20 protein-coding genes and 2 pseudogenes are annotated in these 22,201 nt (G+C 62.5%); 14 read left to right on the plus strand and 8 right to left on the minus strand.

Translation table 11 applies throughout. The features are described from left to right. Window positions 1-276: 276 nt before the first annotated feature. Window positions 277-1,200, minus strand: coding sequence for a LysR family transcriptional regulator (locus HHL26_RS17665; RefSeq protein ID WP_087576103.1), 924 nt, complete (start codon window positions 1,198-1,200; stop codon window positions 277-279). A 110-nt stretch (window positions 1,201-1,310) separates the two neighbouring features. Here HHL26_RS17665 and HHL26_RS17670 point away from each other — a divergent pair, with 110 nt between their 5' ends. The 12 genes and pseudogenes from HHL26_RS17670 (at window position 1,311) to HHL26_RS17725 (ending at window position 10,535) form a co-directional block, all read left to right on the plus strand. Further along, the gene (locus HHL26_RS17670) at window positions 1,311-2,468 is read left to right on the plus strand and encodes a muconate/chloromuconate family cycloisomerase (RefSeq protein WP_169576313.1); all 1,158 of its coding nucleotides are present in this window, start codon (window positions 1,311-1,313) and stop codon (window positions 2,466-2,468) included. A 5-nt stretch (window positions 2,469-2,473) separates the two neighbouring features. Then, on the plus strand, window positions 2,474-2,764 hold the full coding sequence (gene catC / locus HHL26_RS17675; protein WP_169576314.1) for a muconolactone Delta-isomerase: 291 nt from the start codon (window positions 2,474-2,476) through the stop codon (window positions 2,762-2,764). 29 nt (window positions 2,765-2,793) lie between these two features. Beyond that, window positions 2,794-3,714, plus strand: a complete 921-nt coding sequence (locus tag HHL26_RS17680; RefSeq protein ID WP_169576316.1) for a dioxygenase — start codon at window positions 2,794-2,796, stop codon at window positions 3,712-3,714. Between the two features lie 27 nt (window positions 3,715-3,741). Beyond that, the gene (locus tag HHL26_RS17685) at window positions 3,742-5,097 is read left to right on the plus strand and encodes a Rieske 2Fe-2S domain-containing protein (protein WP_169576321.1); all 1,356 of its coding nucleotides are present in this window, start codon (window positions 3,742-3,744) and stop codon (window positions 5,095-5,097) included. After that, the gene (gene benB / locus HHL26_RS17690) at window positions 5,094-5,609 is read left to right on the plus strand and encodes a benzoate 1,2-dioxygenase small subunit (protein ID WP_169576322.1); all 516 of its coding nucleotides are present in this window, start codon (window positions 5,094-5,096) and stop codon (window positions 5,607-5,609) included. The genes HHL26_RS17685 and benB overlap by 4 nt, the downstream gene beginning before the upstream one ends. 10 nt (window positions 5,610-5,619) lie before the next feature. Then, a complete protein-coding gene (gene benD, locus HHL26_RS17695; RefSeq protein ID WP_169576324.1) occupies window positions 5,620-6,405 on the plus strand; it encodes a benzoate diol dehydrogenase BenD in 786 nt (261 codons plus the stop codon). Between the two features lie 39 nt (window positions 6,406-6,444). Continuing rightward, window positions 6,445-6,669, plus strand: a pseudogene (locus HHL26_RS17700) (CoA-transferase); the annotation flags it as partial. 35 nt (window positions 6,670-6,704) lie between these two features. After that, entirely contained in the window at window positions 6,705-7,022 is a 318-nt protein-coding gene (locus HHL26_RS17705) for a ferredoxin (protein ID WP_169576325.1), read from the plus strand. Between the two features lie 2 nt (window positions 7,023-7,024). Further along, entirely contained in the window at window positions 7,025-7,795 is a 771-nt protein-coding gene (gene pcaD, locus HHL26_RS17710; RefSeq protein WP_169576327.1) for a 3-oxoadipate enol-lactonase, read from the plus strand. A 217-nt stretch (window positions 7,796-8,012) separates the two neighbouring features. Then, on the plus strand, window positions 8,013-8,936 hold the full coding sequence (gene epsC, locus HHL26_RS17715) for a serine O-acetyltransferase EpsC (protein WP_169576328.1): 924 nt from the start codon (window positions 8,013-8,015) through the stop codon (window positions 8,934-8,936). 103 nt (window positions 8,937-9,039) lie between these two features. Then, window positions 9,040-10,245, plus strand: a complete 1,206-nt coding sequence (locus HHL26_RS17720; RefSeq protein WP_206377510.1) for a molybdopterin-dependent oxidoreductase — start codon at window positions 9,040-9,042, stop codon at window positions 10,243-10,245. Beyond that, window positions 10,242-10,535 carry a cytochrome C gene (locus HHL26_RS17725; RefSeq protein WP_169576331.1) on the plus strand — a complete coding sequence of 98 codons (294 nt, stop codon included), beginning with the start codon at window positions 10,242-10,244 and terminating at the stop codon, window positions 10,533-10,535. Before HHL26_RS17720 ends, HHL26_RS17725 begins: the two co-directional genes overlap by 4 nt. 119 nt (window positions 10,536-10,654) lie before the next feature. Here the strand turns inward: HHL26_RS17725 and HHL26_RS17730 are convergent, their stop codons facing one another. The 5 genes from HHL26_RS17730 to HHL26_RS17755 form a co-directional block, all read right to left on the minus strand. Then, complete coding sequence (locus HHL26_RS17730) at window positions 10,655-11,653, minus strand: ParB/RepB/Spo0J family partition protein (protein WP_169576332.1); 999 nt, start codon at window positions 11,651-11,653, stop codon at window positions 10,655-10,657. Window positions 11,654-11,854: 201 nt separating this feature from the next. Beyond that, window positions 11,855-13,072, minus strand: coding sequence for an autotransporter outer membrane beta-barrel domain-containing protein (locus HHL26_RS17735; protein ID WP_169576334.1), 1,218 nt, complete (start codon window positions 13,070-13,072; stop codon window positions 11,855-11,857). Window positions 13,073-13,262: 190 nt separating this feature from the next. Beyond that, window positions 13,263-14,231 carry a hypothetical protein gene (locus HHL26_RS17740; RefSeq protein ID WP_346765598.1) on the minus strand — a complete coding sequence of 323 codons (969 nt, stop codon included), beginning with the start codon at window positions 14,229-14,231 and terminating at the stop codon, window positions 13,263-13,265. A gap of 1,080 nt (window positions 14,232-15,311) precedes the next feature. Beyond that, window positions 15,312-15,872 carry a 2OG-Fe(II) oxygenase gene (locus HHL26_RS17750; RefSeq protein ID WP_169576336.1) on the minus strand — a complete coding sequence of 187 codons (561 nt, stop codon included), beginning with the start codon at window positions 15,870-15,872 and terminating at the stop codon, window positions 15,312-15,314. A 48-nt stretch (window positions 15,873-15,920) separates the two neighbouring features. After that, complete coding sequence (locus HHL26_RS17755) at window positions 15,921-17,612, minus strand: ShlB/FhaC/HecB family hemolysin secretion/activation protein (RefSeq protein ID WP_240962495.1); 1,692 nt, start codon at window positions 17,610-17,612, stop codon at window positions 15,921-15,923. A 454-nt stretch (window positions 17,613-18,066) separates the two neighbouring features. Here HHL26_RS17755 and HHL26_RS17760 point away from each other — a divergent pair, with 454 nt between their 5' ends. Further along, window positions 18,067-18,342 (plus strand): HU family DNA-binding protein, encoded by a 276-nt coding sequence (locus tag HHL26_RS17760; protein WP_013849042.1) that lies wholly within the window; start codon window positions 18,067-18,069, stop codon window positions 18,340-18,342. 764 nt (window positions 18,343-19,106) lie between these two features. Next, a complete protein-coding gene (locus HHL26_RS17765) occupies window positions 19,107-19,934 on the plus strand; it encodes a MucR family transcriptional regulator (protein ID WP_169576337.1) in 828 nt (275 codons plus the stop codon). Window positions 19,935-20,250: 316 nt separating this feature from the next. Here HHL26_RS17765 and HHL26_RS17770 read toward each other — a convergent pair whose 3' ends face one another. Further along, the gene (locus HHL26_RS17770) at window positions 20,251-21,309 is read right to left on the minus strand and encodes an alpha/beta hydrolase fold domain-containing protein (protein WP_169576338.1); all 1,059 of its coding nucleotides are present in this window, start codon (window positions 21,307-21,309) and stop codon (window positions 20,251-20,253) included. A gap of 357 nt (window positions 21,310-21,666) precedes the next feature. Further along, a pseudogene (locus HHL26_RS17775) lies at window positions 21,667-22,073 on the minus strand (IS5 family transposase); the annotation flags it as partial. Between the last annotated feature and the right edge of the window lie 128 nt (window positions 22,074-22,201).

Consider the following 22,201-nt stretch of genomic DNA (forward strand, 5'->3'; position numbering starts at 1 on the left):
GTTCAGTGAGCTGAGGAAAACCGGAATCGTCAATGAAAACATTGTATCTATCGACGATAACAAGAATTACCTAAGTCATTATGATATTTATATGCAGGTTTTCGAGCCAAATTTATTCATATGACGACTTATATCGATATTATCCATATCGATTCCTCTCCCGATTTATCTCCGTGATTTATCGGAAAGGTGGATGAGGCGTAGCCGCCTACCAAATACCAATTGAGTCCCGCTCGGATAGGTTGAAGGTATGAAGAGCGCATTGGAGGCGGATTTTCAAAGTTCTTCGCTGAGCGCGGCAGGCACCTCATATCCCCATTCGGCATATTTACGGGCGATGACCGCAGCCATGAGCGCGAGTTCGGGCGAGCGATCGCCTGGTCGATGGCTCATGATGATAGGCGAGGTGGCAGGTTCCACCAAATCGCGGAAGGCGACATCGTGGCTGCGCGCCCGATGGACCGATTCCGGCACGATCGCCATGCCTTCTTCCGCGGCGACCAGGCCGATGGCGATTTGCAGCTCTCGGGCCTCATGGACGATGCGCGGTTCGATGGCATGGTCGCGGAAAAGGGAAATGACCTGATCGGCATAGCTGGGGCGGGGCGCACGCGGATAGATGATCTGCGGTTCGTCCGCGAGGTTGCGCAGCGAGATCGGGCCATCGCCATGGGCAAGCGGATGGCCCACGGGGAAGGCAGCGACCAGCTTCTCGTTGCGCAGGATGATGCGGCGCACTGCGGGATCCTCGAAGCGGATACGGCCGAAGCCGACATCGATGCGTCCATCCTTCAACGCGGCGATCTGCTCCAATGTGGTGCTTTCGAGCATGACCAGCTCCACATTCTCTGCGGCCTTGCGGAACTCGCGGATCAGTTCGGGCAGGCGCGCATAGATGGTCGAGGCGACGAAGCCGATCACCAGCCGCCGCCGTCGGCTGGTCGCCGCCGACTTCACCATGGTCTCGACATCCTCCATCCGGGCCAGCAACTGCAAGGCCTGCGCATGCAGCAACCGGCCTACATCGGTGAGCCGTAGCGGCCGGCTCGCCCTGTCGAGCAGCGGCGCGCCGACATGCGCCTCCAACTGCTGGATCGCGCGCGACAGCGGCGGCTGCGCGATATGCAGCCGCTCCGCGGCGCGGTTGAAATTCCCTTCGTCGGCCACGGCCACGAAATAGCGCAGAAGGCGCAGATCCATCATGAACTATACCTCCAAAGTATGGTTCCTTGACCGCATTGATCTTTGAACGATCCTTTGTCGAGGAATATCTATCCCATGAAACCTATGCATTTGGGAGAGTCGTCGCAATGGCTGCATTGAGCCAAGCTGATACCTTCATCGTCGATGTGCCGACGATTCGGCCGCATGTGCTGGCGATGGCCACCATGCACGCCCAGTCGATGGTGATCGTCCGCCTGACCGACGCGGACGGAGTGGAAGGCCTGGGCGAAGGAACGACGATCGGCGGCCTCAGCTATGGCGAGGAAAGCCCCGAAAGCATCAAGTCTGCGATCGACACCTATATCATCCCCGTGCTGAAGACGTGCGATCTTGCGCAAATCGGCGCGACGATGGCGAAGGTGGCCCGGTGCGTGCGCGGCAATCATTTTGCCAAATGCGCCATCGAGACGGCGTTGCTCGACATGGCGGGCAAGCGCCTGGGCATCGCGGTTTCCGAACTGATCGGCGGTGGCCGCGTTCGCGACAGCCTGCCCGTGGCCTGGACGCTCGCCAGCGGCGACACCGCCCGCGACATCGCGGAAGGCGAGGAGATGCTGGATCGCCGCCGCCATAGGATCTTCAAGCTGAAGATCGGCAAGCGCGAGGTTCGCGATGACGTCGCCCATGTGGGCACCATCTGCAAGGCGCTGGGCGATCGCGCCAGCGTGCGCGTCGACGTCAATCAGAACTGGTCGGAAGCACAAGCCAAGATCGGCATGGCGATGCTCCATGATGTCGGCTGCGACTTGGTCGAGCAGCCGGTTGCGGGCGATGCGGTGGGCGCAATGGCGCGCTTGTCTAAGGCCCAGGCCGTACCGCTCATGGCCGATGAGGCGCTGCATGGCCCGCGCAGCGCGCTGCGCATCGCCTCGGCCAATGCCGCGAGCGTTTTTGCGCTGAAGATCGCGCAGTCCGGCGGTCTCTTCGCGACCGCGCAGGTTGCCGCCATCGGTGCGGCGGCAGGTATCGGTCTCTATGGCGGCACGATGCTGGAGGGCGGGGTCGGCACGATCGCATCGGCGCATGTCTTCGCGACCCTGCCGGAACTGGCATGGGGCACCGAGCTGTTTGGCCCGCTGCTCCAGACCGAGAACATAATGAGCGAGCCGCTTGGCTATGGCGACTTCTCGCTCGCGGTCCCGGCCGGGCCGGGCCTTGGCATCGCCTTTGACGAGGACAAGCTCGCCTTCTTCCGGCGTGACCGTGAAGCGGCGCGTCTCCACCCCGTCAGTGCAGGAGCCTGAGACCCATGCTGTTCATGGTCGAAATGGACGTCAACATCCCGCTGGGCTTCGACCCGCAGGAAGCCGCACGGATCAAGGCCGAAGAAAAGGCCTGTTTCCAGAAACTCCAGGCCGCCGGCACCTGGCGCCATATCTGGCGCAAGGTCGGCCTCTATTCGAACGTCTCGATCTTCGACGTCGAAAGCAACGCCGCCCTGCACGACACGCTCATGGCCCTGCCGCTCTACCCCTTCATGACCATGAAGGTGACGCCGCTGTGCCGCCACCCCTCATCGATCCACGACGACGATCGCTGATCGTCGAACCACGAATAGGAGAGCATGAAATGGACATCAGCTTCGTACATACCCCGGAAATCCAGCAGTTGCTCGACCGCGCCGCCGGCATGGGGGAAAGCGGCGGCAATCCCCGCCTCAAGGCGATCGTGCGCGACCTCACGCAAAGCGTGATGGAACTGATCGTGGAGCATGATATTTCCGAAAGCGAATTCTGGCTGGCGATGAAATATCTGGCGGACAGTTCGGCGGAGATCGGCCTGATCGTGCCGGGAACGGGCATCGAGCATTTCCTGGACCTTTATATGGACGCCAAGGACGCCGACGCTGGCCTTGGCGGCGGGACGCCCCGCACCATCGAGGGACCGCTCTATGTCGCCGGCGCGCCGCTGGTGGAGGGCGACGTCAATCTGAGCGTCGACGCTGACGAGGGTACCCAGACGCTCTCTATGAGCGGCGCCGTCACTGGCCCCGACGGCGAGCCGGTGCAGGATGCAATCGTTCATGTCTGGCATGCCAATTCGAAGGGCTGGTATTCGCATTTCGACCCGACCGGCGAGCAGACCCCGTTCAACAACCGCCGCCGCATCAAGCTGGGCAAGGACGGCCGCTACGCCTTCCATTCGAAGCAGCCAAGCGGCTATTCGGTGCCGCCGGGCGGCGCGACCGACCAGTTGATGCAGGCGCTTGGCCGCCATGGCAACCGCCCGGCGCATGTCCATTTCTTCATCGAGGCGCCCGGCTATCGCACGCTGACGACGCAGATCAACTTTGGCGATGATCCCTTCGCTGCTGACGATTTCGCCTTCGGCACCCGCGAGGGTCTGCTGCCGGTGCCCAGCCGTCAGGGCGATACGGCCACTATCGCCTTCGACTTCCAGCTTCAGCGCGCCGTCAGCGAAGGTGACGAGGGCTTTTCCTCCCGCACCCGCGCCGAGGCGCTGGCCGAACCGGCAGTCGAGGTCGCCTGACCTTTGAGGAACACGGGAGACAGGATCATGCATGAACATCTGATGCAGCGTGTCGCGACCGCCGTGGTCGACGACCCCGAAACCGGGCTGTTCCGCTGCCGCCGGGATGTCTTCACCGACCCCGAACTGTTCGATCTGGAGATGAAATATATCTTCGAGAGCAACTGGGTCTATCTCGCTCATGAAAGCCAGGTCTCCAGCAAGAACGACTATTTGACGACCTGGATCGGGCATACTCCGGTGATCCTGACCCGCGCCAAGGACGGCGGCCTCAATTGCGTGGTCAATGCCTGCGCCCATCGCGGCGCCAAGCTCTGCCGCCGCAAGCGGGGCAATCAGCCGCTGTTCGTCTGCCCCTTCCACGGCTGGAGTTTCAAGACCGACGGCAAGCTGCTGCGCGCCAAGGACGCCAGCAGCGGCGCCTATCCCGACAGCTTCGATCATGACGGGTCGCACGACCTGACCCGCGTGCGCGTGGAAAGCTATCGCGGCTTCATCTTCGGTTCGCTCAACCATGATGTCCTGCCGCTGGAGGATCATCTGGGCGAGGCGAAGATCATCATCGACCAGATGGTGGACCAGGCGCCCGAAGGGCTGGAGGTGCTGACCGGCAATTCGACCTACACCTTCCACGGCAATTGGAAGATGCAGATGGAGAATGGCTGCGACGGCTATCATGTCAGTTCCGTCCACGAAAATTACCAGTCGACCATGGGCCGCCGTGCCGAGGGCGGGACCAAGGCGGTCGACGCCAATGGCTGGTCGAAGGCACCCTCGAGCGGCGTCTATGGCTTCGAACATGGCCATATCCTGCTCTGGACGCAGGTGCTGAACCCCGAAGTCCGTCCGGTCTGGAGCCGCAAGGACCAGCTTGTAGATCGGCTGGGCGAGGACAAGGCGCAGTTCATCCTCGAACAGACCCGCAATCTGGCGCTCTATCCGAATATGTTCCTGATGGACCAGTTCTCGACCCAGATCCGCGTGGTGCGGCCGATCGACGTCCACACCACTGAAGTAACCATCTACTGCTATGCCCCCAGGGGCGAGAGCGCCGAAGATCGCGCCCATCGCATCCGCCAATATGAGGATTTCTTCAACGTCACCGGCATGGGCACGCCCGATGATCTGGAGGAATTCAGCAGTTGCCAGTCGGCCTATGAGGGCGCAGGCGCGCTCTGGAACGACCTCAGCCGCGGCGCCACGCGCTGGATCGCCGGGCCGGACGCCAATGCGACGGCGATGGGCATGACCCCGCTGCTGTCGAGCGAGCGTAGCGAGGATGAAGGCCTGTTCGTGCGCCAGCATGAATATTGGGCCAGGATCATGCTCGACGGCATGGCCAGGGATGCCGGTGCCGCACCGATGATGGAGGCAGCGGAATGACCCTCATTCTCAACAAGGAGCGCGTAGCGCTTTCCTATCATGACATTTGCGCCTTTCTCTATCGCGAGGCGCGGCTGCTCGACGACCGCTTATGGGACGAATGGCTGCAATGCTATTGCGAAAAGGTCGAATATTGGATGCCAGCCTGGACGGACGATGATGCGCTGACCACCGATCCGCATAGCGAGATATCGCTGATCTATTATGCGAACCGTAAGGGTCTGGAAGACCGCGTCTATCGCCTGAAGACCGAACGGTCATCGGCCAGCACGCCGGAGGCGCGCACGTCCCACTTCATCGCCAATGTCGAAGTGATCGAGACACGCGCCGACGCGATCGACCTGCGCTACAATTGGCACACGATGAGCCATCGTTACCAGCAGACGGCGCAGTTCTTCGGCACCGCGTTCGTGACGCTCGACACAACCGGCGAGATGCCGAAGATCCTGAAGAAGACAATCATCCTCAAAGACGATTATATTCATCAGGTCATCGACATCTACCATCTCTGAGGCGCGGGCGATGATCTTCCAGGGACGTTTCGCGGGCAAAGTCATGGTCGTGACCGGCGCGGCGCAGGGCATTGGCGCCGGGGTCGCCACCCGCGCGGCGGCCGAAGGCGCCAGCCTTGTCCTCGTCGACCGGGCGGACTTCGTGGCTGAAGTCCAGCAGGCGATCATGGCAACGGGCGGCAAAGCCGTGTCCGTGCAATGCGACCTTGAAACCTATGAGGGCGCGGCGCAGGCCGTGGCGGCGGCGATAGAGTCGTTCGGGCGCATCGACATCCTGATCAACAATGTCGGCGGCGCGATCCGCATGCGGCCCTATGCCGCGTTCGAGCCAGCGCAGATCGACGCGGAGATCCGCCGGTCGCTGATGCCGACGCTTTACTGCTGCCATGCCGTGCTGCCGATAATGCAGGATCAGGGCGCGGGTACGATCGTCAACGTCTCGTCCAATGCCACGCGCGGCATAAGGCGCGTGCCCTATTCGGCGGCGAAAGGCGGGATCAATGGCCTGACACAAGCGCTGGCGATGGAATATGCGGAAAGCGGCATCCGCGTCGTCGCCACGGCGCCCGGTGGCACCCATGCTCCGGCCCGCCGCGTGCCGCGCAATGCGGAAGGCGACAATGAACAGGAACGGGCGTGGATGGCGCAAGCGGTCCAGCAGGTCACATCCTCTGCCTTCATGAAGCGCTACGGCACGCTGGATGAGCAGGTCGCGCCGATCCTCTTCCTTGCCTCGGACGAGGCCAGCTATGTGACTGGATCGATCCTGCCCGTCGCCGGAGGCGACATAGGGTAAAGAGTCGCCGAAGGCGATATCGGTTGAAGGAGCCAGGAAATGCGCAAGATATACGACAGCCCTCGGGTCGCACTGGAAGGCCTGTTGTTCGACGGCATGACGATCATGTCGGGCGGGTTCGGGCTCTCGGGCAATCCCGAGAGCCCGAACCCGGAAACCCGGGCCTCGGGCGTGAAGAACCTGACCGTCATCTCCAACAATGCGGGGGCGGACGGCTTTGGCCTGTGGATGCTGCTGGAAAGCCGTCAGGTGCGCAAGATGATCTGAGACGGGAATATAGTGAGACGGGAATATAGGAAGTGCCAAAACTGATCGTCATCAACCGCTCGGGCGACGAAACGAGCATCGATGCCCGCGAGGGCGTCTCCGTGATGGAAGCCATTCGCGACAATGGCTTCGATGAACTGCTGGCTCCATGCGGCGGCTGCTGTTCCTGCGCCACCTGCCATAGATTCGTGGATGAGGTCTGGAGCGGCGCGGTCGGCGCGGCCAGCGGCGACGAGGACGATCTGCTCGACTCCTCCGGTCACCGCATGGCGCGATCACGCCTGTCATGCCAAATCATGATGACCGCCGCGCTGGATGGCCTGCGCGTCGCTATCGCGCCGGAGGACTGAGCATGGCCTTCACCCAACGCCCGGACGCCCGCCTCTATTGGAAAGTTGACGGACGCGACGATGCTCCTGCGCTCATCCTGCTCAATTCGATCGGGACCGACATGGACCTCTGGGACGCGCTGCTGCCCCATCTGCGGAGCCGCTTCGCCTTGTTGCGGATCGACACGCGTGGCCATGGCGCATCCACCGCCGATCCGGGCGATTATTCGCTGGCGATGCTGGCAGACGATGTACTGGCGGTTGCCGATGCCGTCGGCCTTGATCGTTTCTCGCTTGCGGGCGTGTCTCTGGGCGGCATGGTCGGGATGGAACTCGCCCTAGGGGCGCCCGGCCGGATCGAGAAGCTGCTGCCCATCTGCACCTCGGCGACGATGGACGGCGCATCCTGGAACGACCGTATCGCCAAGGTGAGGGGCGAGGGCATGGCCGCCATCGCCGACCTTGCCATGGGGCGTTTCCTGTCCGATGCCGCCGAACCAGCCGTTTTCGAGGCCGTGCGCCGCCAACTCATCGCCATGGACCCGCAAGGCTATGCCGGATGCGGCGCGGCGATCCGCGACATGGATCTGGCCGATCGGATCGCGGGAATTGCCTGCCCCACGCGCGTCGTCACCGGCGCCCGCGATACATCGACGCCGTTCGCTGGCCATGGCGAACATCTGGTCGCGCGCATCCCCGGCGCGACACATATATTGCTGGAGGCCGCGCACCTCGCGCCGCTGGAAGCGCCTGAGGCGCTGGCGGGGGTGATCCTCTCTTTCCTGGAAAGCTGACACATCGGCATATCCGGCGAGGAGCGGGCGCCCCGCTTCCAGAACATTCTGCTGCCGCTGGACGATGCCTTGGGCGGAAAATTGCCGTCGCCTGACTCGACCGGCTCCTGGAAATAGCGGCTGAAACCAGAGCTTCACCCGACAATGGATAAACCCTCTCCTTTTTACTATCTTAATAGTAGATATAGGCTGCCTTGGGTTTTCATCCGGAAGCAAAATGAACATTACATTCGAACATGCACCGTCCGACAAAGGCATCGAATTCCCCCGGCAGATCGACCTCGTCGTCGAGGGGCTGCTTCAGGCGCGGCTGGACTGGCGCGCCGGGCATGCGCGCCACGCCGAACAGGGCGTCTATTTTCCTTCACGCCAGGCGCTTCAACGCATCTCCCGCGAGTTGGCGATCGCCCTTTTCCCGCTGCGTTTCGGCCCGCCGGAACTGACCGCCCAGAATGAGAATAATTATGTGGCGGCCGCTCTGGAATCCACGCTGTCGCAGCTCGCCGCGCAGATCAGGCTGGAACGCGGCTATCACCAACCCGACAGCGATCAGCAGGCCATTGCGATCGACGTCGATCGGGCGATCGGCATATTCGCCGCCCGGCTGCCGGCCATCCGCCGCCTGCTCGATACCGATGTGGAGGCGGGCTACGCCGCCGATCCCGCTGCGCGCAGCGTGGATGAAGTGCTGCTCGCCTATCCGTCGCTGACCGCCGTGATCCATCATCGCATCGCCCATCTTCTCTACACATTGGGCGCGCCGCTTGTGGCCCGGGTCATCGCGGAGATTGCGCATGAACGCACGGGGATCGACATCCATCCCGGCGCGACCATTGGCCGCAGCTTCTTCATCGATCATGGAACGGGCGTCGTGATCGGGGAAACGACGATCATCGGGGACTGGGTGCGGCTCTATCAGGGCGTCACGCTTGGCGGCGATCCGGATGTCGAGGGCCGCCGCGATATTTTGCGGCATCCCATCATCGAAGACGATGTCGTCATCCACGCCAATGCCAGCGTCATCGGGCGGGTGAAGATCGGCGCGGGCTCCCGCATCGGCGGCAATCTCTGGCTCCGGCAGGATGTCCCGCCGGGAAGCATCGTCGAAGCGCCCGCCCCGACGATCCGTCAAATTCGATAGGCGCAAAAAGAGACGAGGCCAGCCTGCGCACCATATCGCCGGCTTTCGATCGTCAGCAGGAAAGTTGGTCCACGACCGGACAGCCATAATGGGAGGACGAAGCATGGAAAGCATTAACCGGCGCGGACTCATCACGGCCATGGCGGGCGCGTTATGGCCGACATCCCTTTGGAGCCGGGCGAACGAAGGGCACATCACCCTGCCCTTCGCCAATGGCGAGCGTCACCTTGTCCGCTATCCGCAAAAGCGTCCGCTCATCCGTCTCACCACCCGGCCACCACAGCTCGAGACGCCTTTGGCGCTGTTCAACGAAGGGCCGATCACGCCCAATGACGCCTTTTTCGTCCGCTATCATCTTTCGGACCTGCCGCTCGCCATCGATGCGCGGCAGTTCCGGCTTGCGATCGGGGGACATGTCGACAGGCCGCTCTCCCTCTCGCTCACGGAATTGAAGCGCGACTTCCCGGTCCAGGAAATCGTCGCGGTCAACCAATGTTCCGGCAATGGACGCGGCTTTTTCGAACCGCGGGTCGGCGGTGGCCAGCTTGGCAATGGCGCGATGGGCAATGCCCGCTGGCGCGGCGTTCCGCTGCGCGCTCTGCTCGATCGAGCAGGCGTTCGGGCGGGCGCCCGGCAAGTGACCTTCAACGGCCTCGACAATCCCCAAGCTGAGGGCGTTCCCGATTTCATCAAGGCGCTGGATATCGACCATGCCCGCGACGGCGAGGTGATGGTCGCCTGGGCGATGAACGGTGCCGACCTGCCCTTTCTCAACGGCTATCCGCTGCGATTGGTCGTGCCGGGGCATTACGGCACCTATTGGGTCAAGCATCTGAATGAGATCAACGTCGTCGATGCGGCTTATGACGGCTATTGGATGAAGACGGCCTATCGTATTCCCGACAATGACTGTGCTTGCGTGACGCCCGGCGGCAAGCCCGACAAGACCCGTCCGATCGGCCGCCTCAACATTCGCTCCTTTCTCACCAGCCATGCGCCCAACGCGCAGATCGCCGCGGGAAGACCGATGTTGCTGTCGGGCATCGCCTTCGACGGCGGGACAGGGATTGCACGCGTCGACATATCGTCCGATGGCGGCCAAAGCTGGCAGCAGGCGGCACTGGGCGAGGATCTGGGCCGTTACAGCTTCCGCCCCTGGCAATTGTCGCAAAGCCTGCCGCCCGGCCGCCACCACATTCTGGTCCGCGCCACCAGCCGGTCGGGAGAGGTCCAGCCGCTGGAGCCCCGCTGGCAACCCGCCGGCTATATGCGCAACGTCGTCGAAGCCGTGGAGATCGTCGCCCTATGAAAGCGCTGCTCCCCATCGCCCTGCTCTTTGCCACCGGCGCGGCCGCAGCGGGCTATCGCCTGCCTGACGAGCGGCCGATCACCCTGCTGCCCGGTCCCGATGTGGAATTGACGGCAGCGACTTGCTCTGCCTGTCATTCGCTGGACTATGTAACCAGCCAGCCTCGCGGCAAGGGTGCGCAGTTCTGGAACGACAGCGTAACCAAGATGGTCAAGGTCTATGGCGCGCCGATCGAACCGGCTGATGCGGCACGCATCGCCGCTTATCTTGCTGCCACCTATGGTCAGTAGGACGCCGCCGCCCCGTCCCGTTCCAATCCTTGAGGATGAAGCCTCATCGATTTTGCGTGTACGCAAAGTCTGCCCACCTCGCCCGGTAGTCGGCACCTTAGCCCTGCTATCGGCGCAGCCTAGGCCACCATCGGAGCAGCGCGTACCGCGACGATGGTTTCACGCAGCCGGGCCAGCAACTCGTCCAGATCGGCATCCTCCGATATGCTGAGGTCGATCGTCAGGGCGCCGCTGCGGCCGGGCTTGGCGCGGCCGATGCGCGCACCGCCCGCGATGATCGCAATGTCGCGGGCTTCCTCCGGCGCTTGGGGCATGGCGGCTTCGCGCAGCCGCGCCAGCACCGTGGCAGGCGAGATCATGCGATCGCCTTCGCGGGCGAGCGTCTGCTGCTGCTCCCCGATCAGTTGCGCTTCGGCAATCATCCGCCCGCGCTGGTCGTGGCGGCGCAAAAGCGGGGTCAGCAGTTCCGAATAGCGCACCCGCAATTCGTCCTTGGTGGCGAAGGCATTGACCACCTCCTCGGGCAATTGCGCCAAAGCGAGCAAGCGGCTCAACTGGCTGTTCGACAGATTCAGCGCCTCAGCCATGCGCGACTGCACCCCGCCATAGAAACGGTCGACCGCATGCTGATAACTGCGCGCCCGGTCCAGTTCGCTGATGTCCGCCCGCTCGCGATTTTCGATATCGGCCAGGCGGAAGGCTTCCTCGTCGGACAGGTCGACGACCAAAGCCGCCAGCCGCAATTCCGGCCGCCCATTATGGTTGAGCCAGTCCACCGCGAAACGGCGGCGGCTGCCGACCAGAAGCTGATAGGGCCGGTCCGAACCCGGCGGATTGAGACGCACCAGAACGGGGATGCGGTTGCCGCCCTCGCTGGCGATGGAATCGATCAGCGAGCGACAGCTATCGGCGGTCAGCCCCGGCTGGTCACGCGGATTGCCGTCCCAGACCGAACATTCGTCCGGCTGGACCGAAATCGCCCCCCGCGATCCCGCGCCCTTGTCAGCAAAATGCGCCAGTCGTTCATCGAGACGGCTCAGTTGCTCCTCATCGGCGGGGGCTTTGGCGGCGGGCTCATGGGCCAGGGTCGCCAATATGTCGCGGATAAAGCGGGCCATGGATCACTCCCTTTTTGCGTAGCGTGGGTGCGCAATAGCCGGATAAGCGCGGTTGTGGCGGAAAACCCGGTTCGTTTTGGAGCAATCCATTGTCCTCCCTAGAGCGCGCTGCGCTAAATCGCACGCAGGGCGCGCGCTCTAATTCCTTGTTGTCGCATCGTTTTAAGCGGAAAACCGGTTCCCACTTTTCCGCACGATGCTCTAGAAGCGGCGGCCCACTGTCAGCGTTGCGGCATGGACGTGGCGGTCGGAGCTGAACTCGCCCGTATAACCCAGGCGGACGGACGTGCGGCTGTTCCAGGTTGCGCTGATCCCGGCATTGACCAGTCCCGCATCGCGCGCCAGCCGCGTGGGGCGCAGCGTGAAGATCGGCAAGTCACGAGTGGCGAAGCGGGCCTCGATCCGGCTGTCGGGCCGGCTGCGCAATTCGCGCTGCCATTGCGCCTCAACCGAGGGGCGCAGCGTCCAGCCGCCCTTCGCCACATTGACGGAGGCGCGCGCGCCTAGAGCGCCGCGCAACGATTTGGTGCGGAACGCGGCCACCTCCAGCGCGGCGGCGCCGCCATTTTCGACAAAGCCGCTCACATCGGCATAACGGTAATGCAGACCGGCAAAGGGCTGTATCCGGATCGCCCCTGCGCGGACCATGGCGCCCGCCTCGCCCGAAGCAGCCCAGCCGTCGCCATCGACCGGCGCCACCATCCGGCCGGTAAAGCCGGGCCAGCCGATCTGGCGCCGCAACTTATATTCGGACAGCGTATAGGATGCCGTCGCATCGGCGTAGAAACGGCCGTTGCTGTAGCTGACATAGGGACCGATCATGCTGTTGAACTGGCTGATGCGTGGGCGCTGCGCCGGATCGAGTTGGGCATCAATGCCATCAATGCCCAGCGACGCGCCGACGAGCAGGCCGCGCACCGGCTTCACGTCGATCGCGAAGCGCAGCGACCGGCTGTCAGACTCCGCCTCCGGCCGGTCGATGCTGCCTTTATATGTCGCCTGCTTGACGCCGCCGGTCAGCATCATGGTGATGGTGCGGTCGCCGCTCACCGGAACGCTGGCGGGCGCGTCGATGGCGATGCTGCGTCGCTCGGCAAGCCAGGAGCGGATCTCGCGGTCGGCGGCGTCCATCGACTGGATCGACAGGCGGGGCAGCAGGGAATAGCTGCGCGGCGAAAGCTGACCCAGCGCATCGGCCCGCGCCGTCGCCGTCGGCAGGGCATCGATCGACGCCAGCATGGCAGCACGGTCGCTGGTGGCCGCGCCGGGCATCGCATCCAGCATCGCGCCGACCACTGCCTCGCCGGGCGTTGCGGCATAGGGCGCATAGGGACCGGCAATGGCGGGCTGAGTAGCGAGCAACAGCAGCGCGGCAACACTCTGGATCAAACGACGGATCGAAAAAAGACGGTTCGACAAGATGGAATTCCCCTTTGGCGAAAATTTTTGCGTGTGCGCAAAAGCCTCCCGGCCTGGCGCTTGAAGGTTTGAGGAGGCAGTGCGCCCACTGCCTCCTCGCCCCCGCCCTTCCCCCGGGGGCTAATGGGGGAGAGCATCGTCGGCGCGCAGTCCGCCATGCATGAGGACCATGCCGGACCGCGCGCCAGCGTCAGTTACCTCCAAGCAGTCCGCCGAGCAGGCCGGTCACAGGAGCGGTCGTCTGGCCCGATCCGGTCGCCGGGGTGAGAGCGCCGTTCAACAGGCCCGTGACGGGGGCAAGGGCATCGCCGGTCCCCTGTCCCGCGCCCAGCAAGCCATCGACCACGCCCGTTACCGGCGCGAGCGCCCCCCCGTTCTCTCCTCCGGGCAGCGTTGGGGCCAGGCTGTTGACGGTGTCGAGCAGCGGCGCGGCGACGCTGTCGACCGTGCTGGTGACGGTCGCGACCACGGGAGCTACTGCGCCAGTAACCTGGTTGACGGTCGTTCCAGCTTGCGGTCCCAATATGCCGCCTGCGAGATTGCCGACCCGCTGCAATCCAGCCTCGACCCCGGAAGCCGTCGTCGGCACGGCCACATCGACCAGATTGCCCTGCGACAGGATACCGACCGTTGCCAATTGTCCGGCCACCGCCCCGCCTTCGGACGGCAGCAGATTGACCCCGACCAGCGTATCGGCAGTGGGGGGGCCGGTCAGCGCATTGCCACCGACATTCGCGCCGACGAGCGGCCCGCCCGGTGCGGCGGAGGGATTTCCGCCAACGCCGCCCAACACGCCCGTCAGGCCACCGACCGTATTTTCGACCAACCCGGTCACGGGGGCAAGGACGCCATTGTCACCAACCAGCGGATCGGTGACGGGCGACAGCGCCCCGTTGACCGTCCCAAGCAGCGGCGTGGCGAGCTGGCCAACGGCGGAGGTGACAGCCGCCACCGTCGGTGAAAGACCATCGGTGAGTTGCGTCACAGCCCCCCCGGCCGGGGCGCTGAGCACGGTTCCGGCAAGAGTGCCCACGGGCGCCAGACCCTGCTGCACGCTTTGGGGGGTGGTCGGCAGAGCGACCTGCGCAACCGTGCCATCCCCCGTCAGCAGATCGACCGTCGCCACGCTGCCCGTCGCGGGCGTTTCACCCGGCAGCACATTGACGCCGATCAGCGAGCCAGTGCCGGTGGGACCAACGACAGGCAGATTGCCTACGGACGCTCCAATGATCGATCCGCTGGCCGTGGGGCCGGTCGGGCCGGAGGGGTTGGTCGGCCCTGTGGGTCCGCTGGGACCACCAGGGCCTGTCGGGCCGGCAGGACCAGTAGGACCGCCCGGTCCGGTCGGACCACCGGGACCTGTAGGACCAGCGGGGCCCGTCGGGCTGGAGGGACCAGTCGGACCGCCGGGACCAGAAGGCCCAGAAGGACCGGCAGGCCCGGTTGGACCGCTGGGGCCAGTGGGACCACTCGGACCGGAGGGGTTGGTCGGGCCGGTGGGTCCGCTGGGGCTGGACGGGCCGGACGGGCCGGACGGGGACTGGCCCCCACCCCCCGCTCCTATGTCAAACCCCACTCCATCGGCACAGGCACTGAGCAAAAGAAGAGGTATCGCCGTGGCGCACAACAAATAGTGCCTTCCCGATCGGACCGATCCATAACGTGGCATTGCAAGACTCCCTGTTTTTCTGCGAGCAGATCGCAACAGGGGGCAAGTTAAGCCGGACAGTCCTTATCGCCTCGTCAAGAAGAAACCGGTCTGGTTGGAATATATTCCCAATTCCAAATCCGTTCCATCAGAGCGCGCAACAAGACACCACCATATGCGCAAAGCCGGTTACGGCATAAGGATCTTCCCGACGACATCTCATTTTTTGGCCTTCCCAAAGACTCCACATTCGCAAAATGAGCCGTTGGACAAGCAAGTCGACCCTCATCTATTTTCTTCCGGAATGGTTCATTCTCATTCGATTTCGTCGAGGTGGACGTAATCGCTATTGTGGAAGCACCTATCGCCAGTCTTGGACCCGGCGCGGGCATAGACGGCGCGCTGCGACTATGCCGCAATCGAACATCGGCCGGTCTCTCAATAGAGCGCCGCTTAGCCGGATATGCTCAAGAAGACCGCATAGGCGCATCGGACCGCGCGCCAGCATTCCGGTCGCCGCATTCAGCCGGCAACCGGGTTGGTCCATCAAAATGACAGGGGAGAGCGAGTGATCAGGCCGTCAGCGGCAGCTCATCGCCATCTTGGCCCTTCGACCCAGCTCACCAGGCTGCGCCGTACGCCTTTGGTCACGGGCAGGACGCGATGCTGGAGGAAGGATGGGAAGATCAACATGCTGCCCCGCGGCGCGAAATTCACGCCCGGCTGCTGAAGACCGAAAAATTCGAATGCCCCGCCCTCATAGTCCTCCGGATCGGACAATTGCACCACCACCGACAGCTTGCGGTCGAAGGGGCGAGAGGATTCCAGCCAGACATCCTGATGCCAGTCATATTTGCCCTGCGCCCGGCCATGATATTCGGTATATTGCAGGTCAAAGAGCCCTGCGATGTCGATCCCGAAATTGGTGCGGTTGGACGAATGGATGAACTGCATCAGGCGGTCGACGATATCCTTGTCGCGGTGAACATCTAGCCAGCTTATGGTGGAGGACCGATAGGCATGATCGCTGCGCGCGCCCTGCGCGAAGCCAACGGTCGCGCTTTCCGGCGTATAAAGCGCCGCTCGCTTGACGATCGCGTCGCATTCCGCTCCGGTCAGCGCTGACGGCCAAACCTCCCACACATTGTTCATCGTCTTACTTCCTGCGCATGTGTTTTTGCGTATTCGCAAAAAGGCGGATCAAAACGCCCGCCCTACCCCGAAGAAAAAACGTGCCTTGCGGCTATAGGCCGGATCGGGTCGCTTCACCGGCACGGCCACCTCCGCGCTGACGCGCCATTTCGGCCCGAGGCCCAGCCGTACCCCGCCACCTGCCGATGCGAGACTATAGTCCTGCGCCGCGAGACGATAGACGGGCCGCGCCGTGCCGTGCGCCAGCGCGCCGTCGACGGCAATGAACAGCGCGCTCGCCTTCAGCAACGGCGATCGGGCGGGCAGCGACCATGTGAGTTCCGCGCTGCCCGCGACCGCCTGTTCCGCCGTCAGCGTTCCGGTGCGGAAGGCCATGCCCGCGCCCCGGCCGCCAAGCGGGAAGCGTTCCGTTACAGGCAAATCGTCTTTCGAATATTGTCCTTTGACCGAAGTCCTGAGGCTGAGTTTCCGGCTGATCCCCTTCACTGCGATGGCCTGAACATTGATCTTGGTAAAGCCTGTTTCGGAAAAGCCGGCAAAGGGTCTGGCGCCCAGCGCATTCAGCCCCCGGCTGACCACCGCCGAAAGCGCATAACCGCTCGTCGCATCGGCGCGGGACCAGGATGCGCCCAGACGCAACGCCCTCGACCGGTAATCGCCAAAGCGGATGTCGAGAAAATAATTGTCGCTGTCGATGCCGTCGACTGACGCCGTGACCGATAGATTGGACTTGGCCGACCGCAAGATGGGATAGCTTAACGTCAGCCCGGCCAGTGTCGCTTCGCCCTTCGTCCTGCTGTCGCGTGATCGGGTCTGCACATGCGCGGCCTGCGCGCTCAGCGTCAGGCCATTGCTGCCGATCGGCGTGCTGTGGCTGAGCGAATAATATTGATAGCGGTCGGGATAGAGGGGCAGATAACCGGACATTCGTGTGCTGTCACCTTCCCGCGCCAGGCCGTTGACCGTGACGGACATCTGCGCCTGCACGCCATCCACGACATTGCTGACACCGCTATTATCGATCGTCAGCCCGACCTGCACTTGCTTGCGCTTGACGATCAGGTCGATCAGAAGGTCGCCCGGCGCGCCCGACTGCCGAAGCCGGGCATCGACCGTCTGCCCTGGAATGTCGCGCAGCAGGGACAGCGTCCGTTCCAGCCTGCTCCTGCGCAGCGGCGCATCGTGCATCAGACGGCGCATATGCGCGGCGATCAGGCCGGCCGGCATGCTGGGCGACATGCCCGCCAGCCGATAATCCCTCACCCGACCCTCCACCAGCCGGATAGTCAGGGCGCCACCGATGGGCACCTGCGAGGGGATGGAGACGGAATAGAAGGCAATGTCGCTCTTTGCGTAAACGGCACTGATCGCATTGGCGATCGCTTGCAGCGTCTCGCCGCTCAGGGGCCGGCCAATATAGGATGCCGTGGCGGCATCCAGCCGCGCGGCGGGCAGCGTCGTTCCGCTATAATGGAGCCGGGTCAGCACGGCGAAACTGGCGGACGCCCCCGCAGGCGCGACCTCAATCGACGGCGCCGGACGGGGTGCAGCAGCAGGCGGGGGCGCGATTTGCGGCTCCAGCCGATCCGTGCGGTCACGCTCGATGATCGGCGCCGTGCCCGTTTGCCCCGGCCCATCCTGCGCCAGCGCCGGGGCCGCCAGCATCAGGCCCAGGCCAATCGCAATCCCCCGCGCAGCGCGCCTGCGCAGCGTCATCCCCGCCATGATCTGCTGCCACATCGTCCCATGCCACCTTGGACGCCGAAGCGGCCGCCCTGAAGGAAGGAAGGATGGGAGAAAATGGCGCGGCCTTCACCTGCAACCGGGACCGGATCGGTGATATTCGCAAGCTTTCGTAAAAGACGAAAGCAGGCATTTTCCGGTCGCCGGGCAACCGGACGGCGACAGCCCGCCGCGACAATTGCGCCCATTTTGGCGAAACCGGACCAACATCCCCCGGCCGGGGTTCTAAGAGGACGAAAACAGCCCCTTGCCTGGACCCGCGCAAATCGGGCGACAGAGTCGCGATCCGGGAGGGAAAGCGCCCGAACGACGCCGACCGCCCCCGATTCAGAGCCAAAAAGCCGGAATGACGCGATTTTAACGCTGATTTTCGCTGATATCCGGTCGCAAAGGGACTAGTTGAGCGCGAAGAGACAGGTTAAGACCATCCGTCCACGAAAGGGAGATCATCATGAACAATACTGAACTCGCCGAAGCACTGGCCGCCGATCATGGCCTGACCAAGGCCGACGCGCGCAAATATGTCGACGGCGTTTTCGCCGCGATCGCCGGTGCCGCCGCGAAGGGCGACGAAGTTTCGCTGAACGGATTTGGCAAGTTCAAGGTCAAGGACCAGCCCGCTCGCGAAGGCCGCAATCCTTCGACCGGCGCCGTGATCCAGATCGCCGCTTCCAAGAAGCTGACCTTCACCCCGGCGAAGGCCGTGAAGGACCAGTTGAACGGCTAAGCCGATCTTCGGCGGCCGCGATCGGCCGCCGATGAAAAGATCGGAAGGATCGACCTGGACGACTAGGCGAGATCCTTTCTTGATCGAATGGCGCGCCCCTGCCGCTTGGGCGGGGCGCGCGCCATCACGGCAGGATGGAGCCTGCCACTCCCCTCATCAAAAGCCCCTGATCTTTGCCGCCGCGACAGACTGGGTGAAGCCCGGCGTCATGTGTGGAGCCCTGCCAAGTCGCCCTGAAGGCTGCGCTCTCGCGGCGCCGCAATGGCGCACGATGCCGGTTGAATGCACCGGATTGCATCGGACGCAATCACATCGCCGCGCTTCGCATTTGCCATAAAGGGCTCGGACCGCCATTTGGCGGGTGCCTTTCAGGCATCCTCTCCTAAACTCAATAGGCCGGTCGAAAGATCGGCCTTTTTTTTCGCCCGACCGGATGCATTGGGCAGGAATAGATCTCATGACATCAAAATATCCGCATGTTCGGTTTCAGCATTATCATGCCGAAAACGAATATAGTCCGCAGCCCGCATTTTCCCGCGCAAACCATCGCGTCAGCGGGCCGGAACTGTCGAATTCCCGCGGGAAAGCCGACGGCTGGTAGAAGCGAGTTTGGTGGCCAGCCTCTGTGCCATCTCGAAACAACAAGGTTGTTTGTTCCTTTACAAAAGCACTGAATAGCGCTGTTTCAATTGTTTCGGATTTACATTTCACGCAAAACCGCGCAAAAGGCCGTTTCTATTACTCAAAGATGGGAAGCGGGGCCAATGTCTGAAAACAACCAGCCTGACATCACGACGCTCACTGTTCAGCTGGTGAGCGCCTTTGTCTCCAACAATAATGTCGGGAGCGAAGGTCTTGCCGAGCTCATTCGAACCACGCGCCTGGCCTTGACTGATGATCTGGCTGCAAAGCCCGCCGAGGCATCGGCGCCGACTTACACGCCCGCCGTTTCCGTGCGCAAAAGCTTGTCCTCGCCCGATCATATTCTGAGCATGATCGACGGCAAGCCCTACAAGACACTGAAGCGCCATCTCGCTAGCCATGGCCTAACGCCCAATGATTATCGCGAACGCTATGGCCTGCCGAAATCCTATCCGCTGGTCGCGCCCAACTATTCGGAAGCGCGGCGCGCAGTCGCCACCAAGCTGGGTCTTGGCCGCAAGCCGGTGAACGCCAGGAAGGCGCCCGAACCAGCGGCCGCGCCGGTGGCTCCGAAGCCTGCCGTGACCAAGCCGGCGCCTGCTGGGAAACCCGCTGCAGCAAAAGCGCCTGCCAAGGCTGCCGACACCAAGACCCCAGCAGCAAAAGCAAAACAGGCCGAAGCGAAGGCTCCTGCCGCGAAGCCCGTGGAGGCCAAGGCCCCTGCTGCCAAAACCGCTCCTGCCAAGGCTCCGACAGCAAAGGCAGCAGCGTCGCGCAAGCGCCTGTCGATCGCCACGCCGGCCGCTCCTAAAAAGGATGCAGCTCCGGCAGGGGTTAAGCCTGCCGACAAGGCAGCGGCTGGTGACAAGCCTGCAACGCCTGCCAAGACCGCCAAGAAAAAACCGGCTGCGAAGCCTGCCCCCAAAGCGGCTACGCCCCAAACGGCCTGATCACCGGGCTTTTTAAAGCACCGATCGAGATCACACCCCAATCAGCAATAGCTGGTTGGGGTGTTTTTCTGTCCGGGGCATGGCTATCAACGGTGGCTTTAAACTTGGTGACGACCAACGGATTTCGACCGACGAGCTACCGAATCTGCTTCATAGAAAAGCTGTTTATGAAGACATCGCTCACGCGGCATGGTCAAACCCCGCAATCAATAAAAGAATAGTCCAATTGGATCCCTTCAGGCAATCACCATGAGTCGAACGGAATCAGGCGTACGACGAGATGTGGATGGGGGTTTTAAGAGAAGTAATAATAAAATTAACTACCGAGCTTGTTGCGATAAAATCGTATCATTGTCGCGTAAGCATCCTGTGCTTCCGGCAAAGAGATATTATAGTAGAAGCAATGTCCCAACCCATCAAACACGTGGAGGGATGCGTCCACGCCCGCGGCGACGAGCGCACGGTGAGCGGCTATGGCTGGACTCATGTCGGAAGCTCGCGTACCCGTAATCAGAAGAGTGGGAGGATATTGTGCACGAAAAGCTTCTGGCGCGATATTGGGATTGACCAGGTAGTCGTCTGCCCGAACATCTGAAAAATAGCCGACCTTGCCTCCCATAAGGTCAGTGAACAGATCGAAGGGCGGCGTTTGGCCTGAACTGATCGCCGCGAAATAGGCGGAGTCGCCAATACCGCCTGTTCCGGCTCCGAAGATGCCAAGAGCTCCCGGTGCGGGCTGTTCGTGCTCGATCAGCCATGCAATCGTCTGAGATGCGATCGTGCCGCCCGCCGAGCCGCCGAATATACCGATATGACGAGCAGGGTATGTTTTTAGCAGTTCGGAATAGACTGCTGCGACGTCTTCGCTAGCAGCGGGAAATTTATGCTCAAATCCCTGTCTATAGTCTACGGAAATGATCTTCCACCCACCAAGGTGGCAAACGGGGATGGATTCGACCCGGCCGATATACTTTGCGCCAGCGCAGAAAGCGCCCCCGTGCAGATTTATGAGGATCTGATCTTGTACGTGCGGGCCGGTGGGAGTGAAGATTTCAACGAGCACGCCACGGATAGAGCGCTGTTCGATCCGCACGGGGTAAACGGTATGAATGGATTCGGACAGAGCCTGTGCAAGGCCTGTATCCAGTTTGCTGCGGAAGGCTAGGACGGCCTCCTCGAAGGCCTCTTCCGAGTTGATTTCGCTAAGGCGTGGAATCACCGGGGCACCGGCTGACGGCCTACCCATGGATTGCGCCAGCCGGGCGGCTTCGCTCAGCGCAGCCGAGGGCGGTAGGTCAAATGCAGGAACCTTGACAACCCCTTCGCTTATCAGCGCTGTCGTAGGGGGAGCTTGCCGTCCATCATTATCCTGCAACACAGACCTCCTAGTAATATATGTTATTGAAGATCGGGACTTTCATCGTTGAAACCTTATGTCGCTTCGGTGACTCAGGCTCCAATGGCTAAGCATATCGTGAGACTGCGCCGTCGCCGCATGGGAACCGCATGAACTGCCTCATTCCGCGCGCGCTTTATTAGCGCATCCGCGGGTCGGTGCACCTCATGTCAACCTTAGCCATCGCGCTGCAGTCGCGTTAGGCCGAAGGACATATTCGCAGCCTAGTTCTAAATCCGGATGGCACTCAAGATGGCCGTAGGCAGCTTTCTCGGACAAAGCATCATCGATGCGACATAAAATCCGTGCAACGCCCTAGCTAGGTGGTGTGGACACTTATCGTAGCCGGAGGACGATGGCGGCGAGAGTGATGACGGCGCGGTAGTTTCTGGCGGTTTTTCGAAGCGTGTCGCGACACGACGGAATTGCTTGAGCTTTGAGAAGCAGCATTCGACGAGATGGCGCTGGGCATAGAGATGTTTGTCGAGCGAATACTTAAATGTGCGGGATGGATTGTTGGGGATGACGGCGATTGCGTCTTTGTTGGCGATCACCTGCCGCAAGGCATCGCTGTCACAGGAGGTGTCGGCCATGACGACCCTGGCAGGCAGGTCTTCGATAAGATTGGCAGCTTGCGGCGCATCGCCCTTCTGTCCGGCGGATAATAGGAACCACACCGGGCAGCCAAGCCCGCGCACGGCCATGTGGATCTTGGTGCTCAAACCACCGCGCGAGCGACCAAGGGGGGCTGTCAGGAATTTCGTGTGCGGCGAGGCGGTTGACCATCAGGCCGTCATGGCCCTGATGAAGCGTTCGCCGAAGAGAACGGCAAATTGCGCCTTCGCCATGTTCCACTCGCGCGGCGGCATTT

Source organism: Sphingobium sp. TB-6, assembly GCF_012927365.1.
Taxonomy (GTDB): domain Bacteria; phylum Pseudomonadota; class Alphaproteobacteria; order Sphingomonadales; family Sphingomonadaceae; genus Sphingobium.

Excerpts from the sequence above, each read along its gene's own strand:
- HHL26_RS17720 (WP_206377510.1), top strand. The coding sequence starts at position 9,040 with ATGGAAAGCATTAACCGGCGCGGACTCATCACGGCCATGGCGGGCGCG.
- HHL26_RS17680 (WP_169576316.1), top strand. The coding sequence starts at position 2,794 with ATGGACATCAGCTTCGTACATACCCCGGAAATCCAGCAGTTGCTCGAC.
- pcaD (WP_169576327.1), top strand. The coding sequence starts at position 7,025 with ATGGCCTTCACCCAACGCCCGGACGCCCGCCTCTATTGGAAAGTTGAC.
- HHL26_RS17760 (WP_013849042.1), top strand. The coding sequence starts at position 18,067 with ATGAACAATACTGAACTCGCCGAAGCACTGGCCGCCGATCATGGCCTG.
- HHL26_RS17755 (WP_240962495.1), bottom strand. The coding sequence starts at position 17,612 with ATGTGGCAGCAGATCATGGCGGGGATGACGCTGCGCAGGCGCGCTGCG.
- benB (WP_169576322.1), top strand. The coding sequence starts at position 5,094 with ATGACCCTCATTCTCAACAAGGAGCGCGTAGCGCTTTCCTATCATGAC.
- HHL26_RS17725 (WP_169576331.1), top strand. The coding sequence starts at position 10,242 with ATGAAAGCGCTGCTCCCCATCGCCCTGCTCTTTGCCACCGGCGCGGCC.
- HHL26_RS17665 (WP_087576103.1), bottom strand. The coding sequence starts at position 1,200 with ATGGATCTGCGCCTTCTGCGCTATTTCGTGGCCGTGGCCGACGAAGGG.
- benD (WP_169576324.1), top strand. The coding sequence starts at position 5,620 with ATGATCTTCCAGGGACGTTTCGCGGGCAAAGTCATGGTCGTGACCGGC.
- HHL26_RS17685 (WP_169576321.1), top strand. The coding sequence starts at position 3,742 with ATGCATGAACATCTGATGCAGCGTGTCGCGACCGCCGTGGTCGACGAC.
- catC (WP_169576314.1), top strand. The coding sequence starts at position 2,474 with ATGCTGTTCATGGTCGAAATGGACGTCAACATCCCGCTGGGCTTCGAC.
- HHL26_RS17765 (WP_169576337.1), top strand. The coding sequence starts at position 19,107 with ATGTCTGAAAACAACCAGCCTGACATCACGACGCTCACTGTTCAGCTG.
- HHL26_RS17750 (WP_169576336.1), bottom strand. The coding sequence starts at position 15,872 with ATGAACAATGTGTGGGAGGTTTGGCCGTCAGCGCTGACCGGAGCGGAA.
- HHL26_RS17730 (WP_169576332.1), bottom strand. The coding sequence starts at position 11,653 with ATGGCCCGCTTTATCCGCGACATATTGGCGACCCTGGCCCATGAGCCC.
- HHL26_RS17670 (WP_169576313.1), top strand. The coding sequence starts at position 1,311 with ATGGCTGCATTGAGCCAAGCTGATACCTTCATCGTCGATGTGCCGACG.
- epsC (WP_169576328.1), top strand. The coding sequence starts at position 8,013 with ATGAACATTACATTCGAACATGCACCGTCCGACAAAGGCATCGAATTC.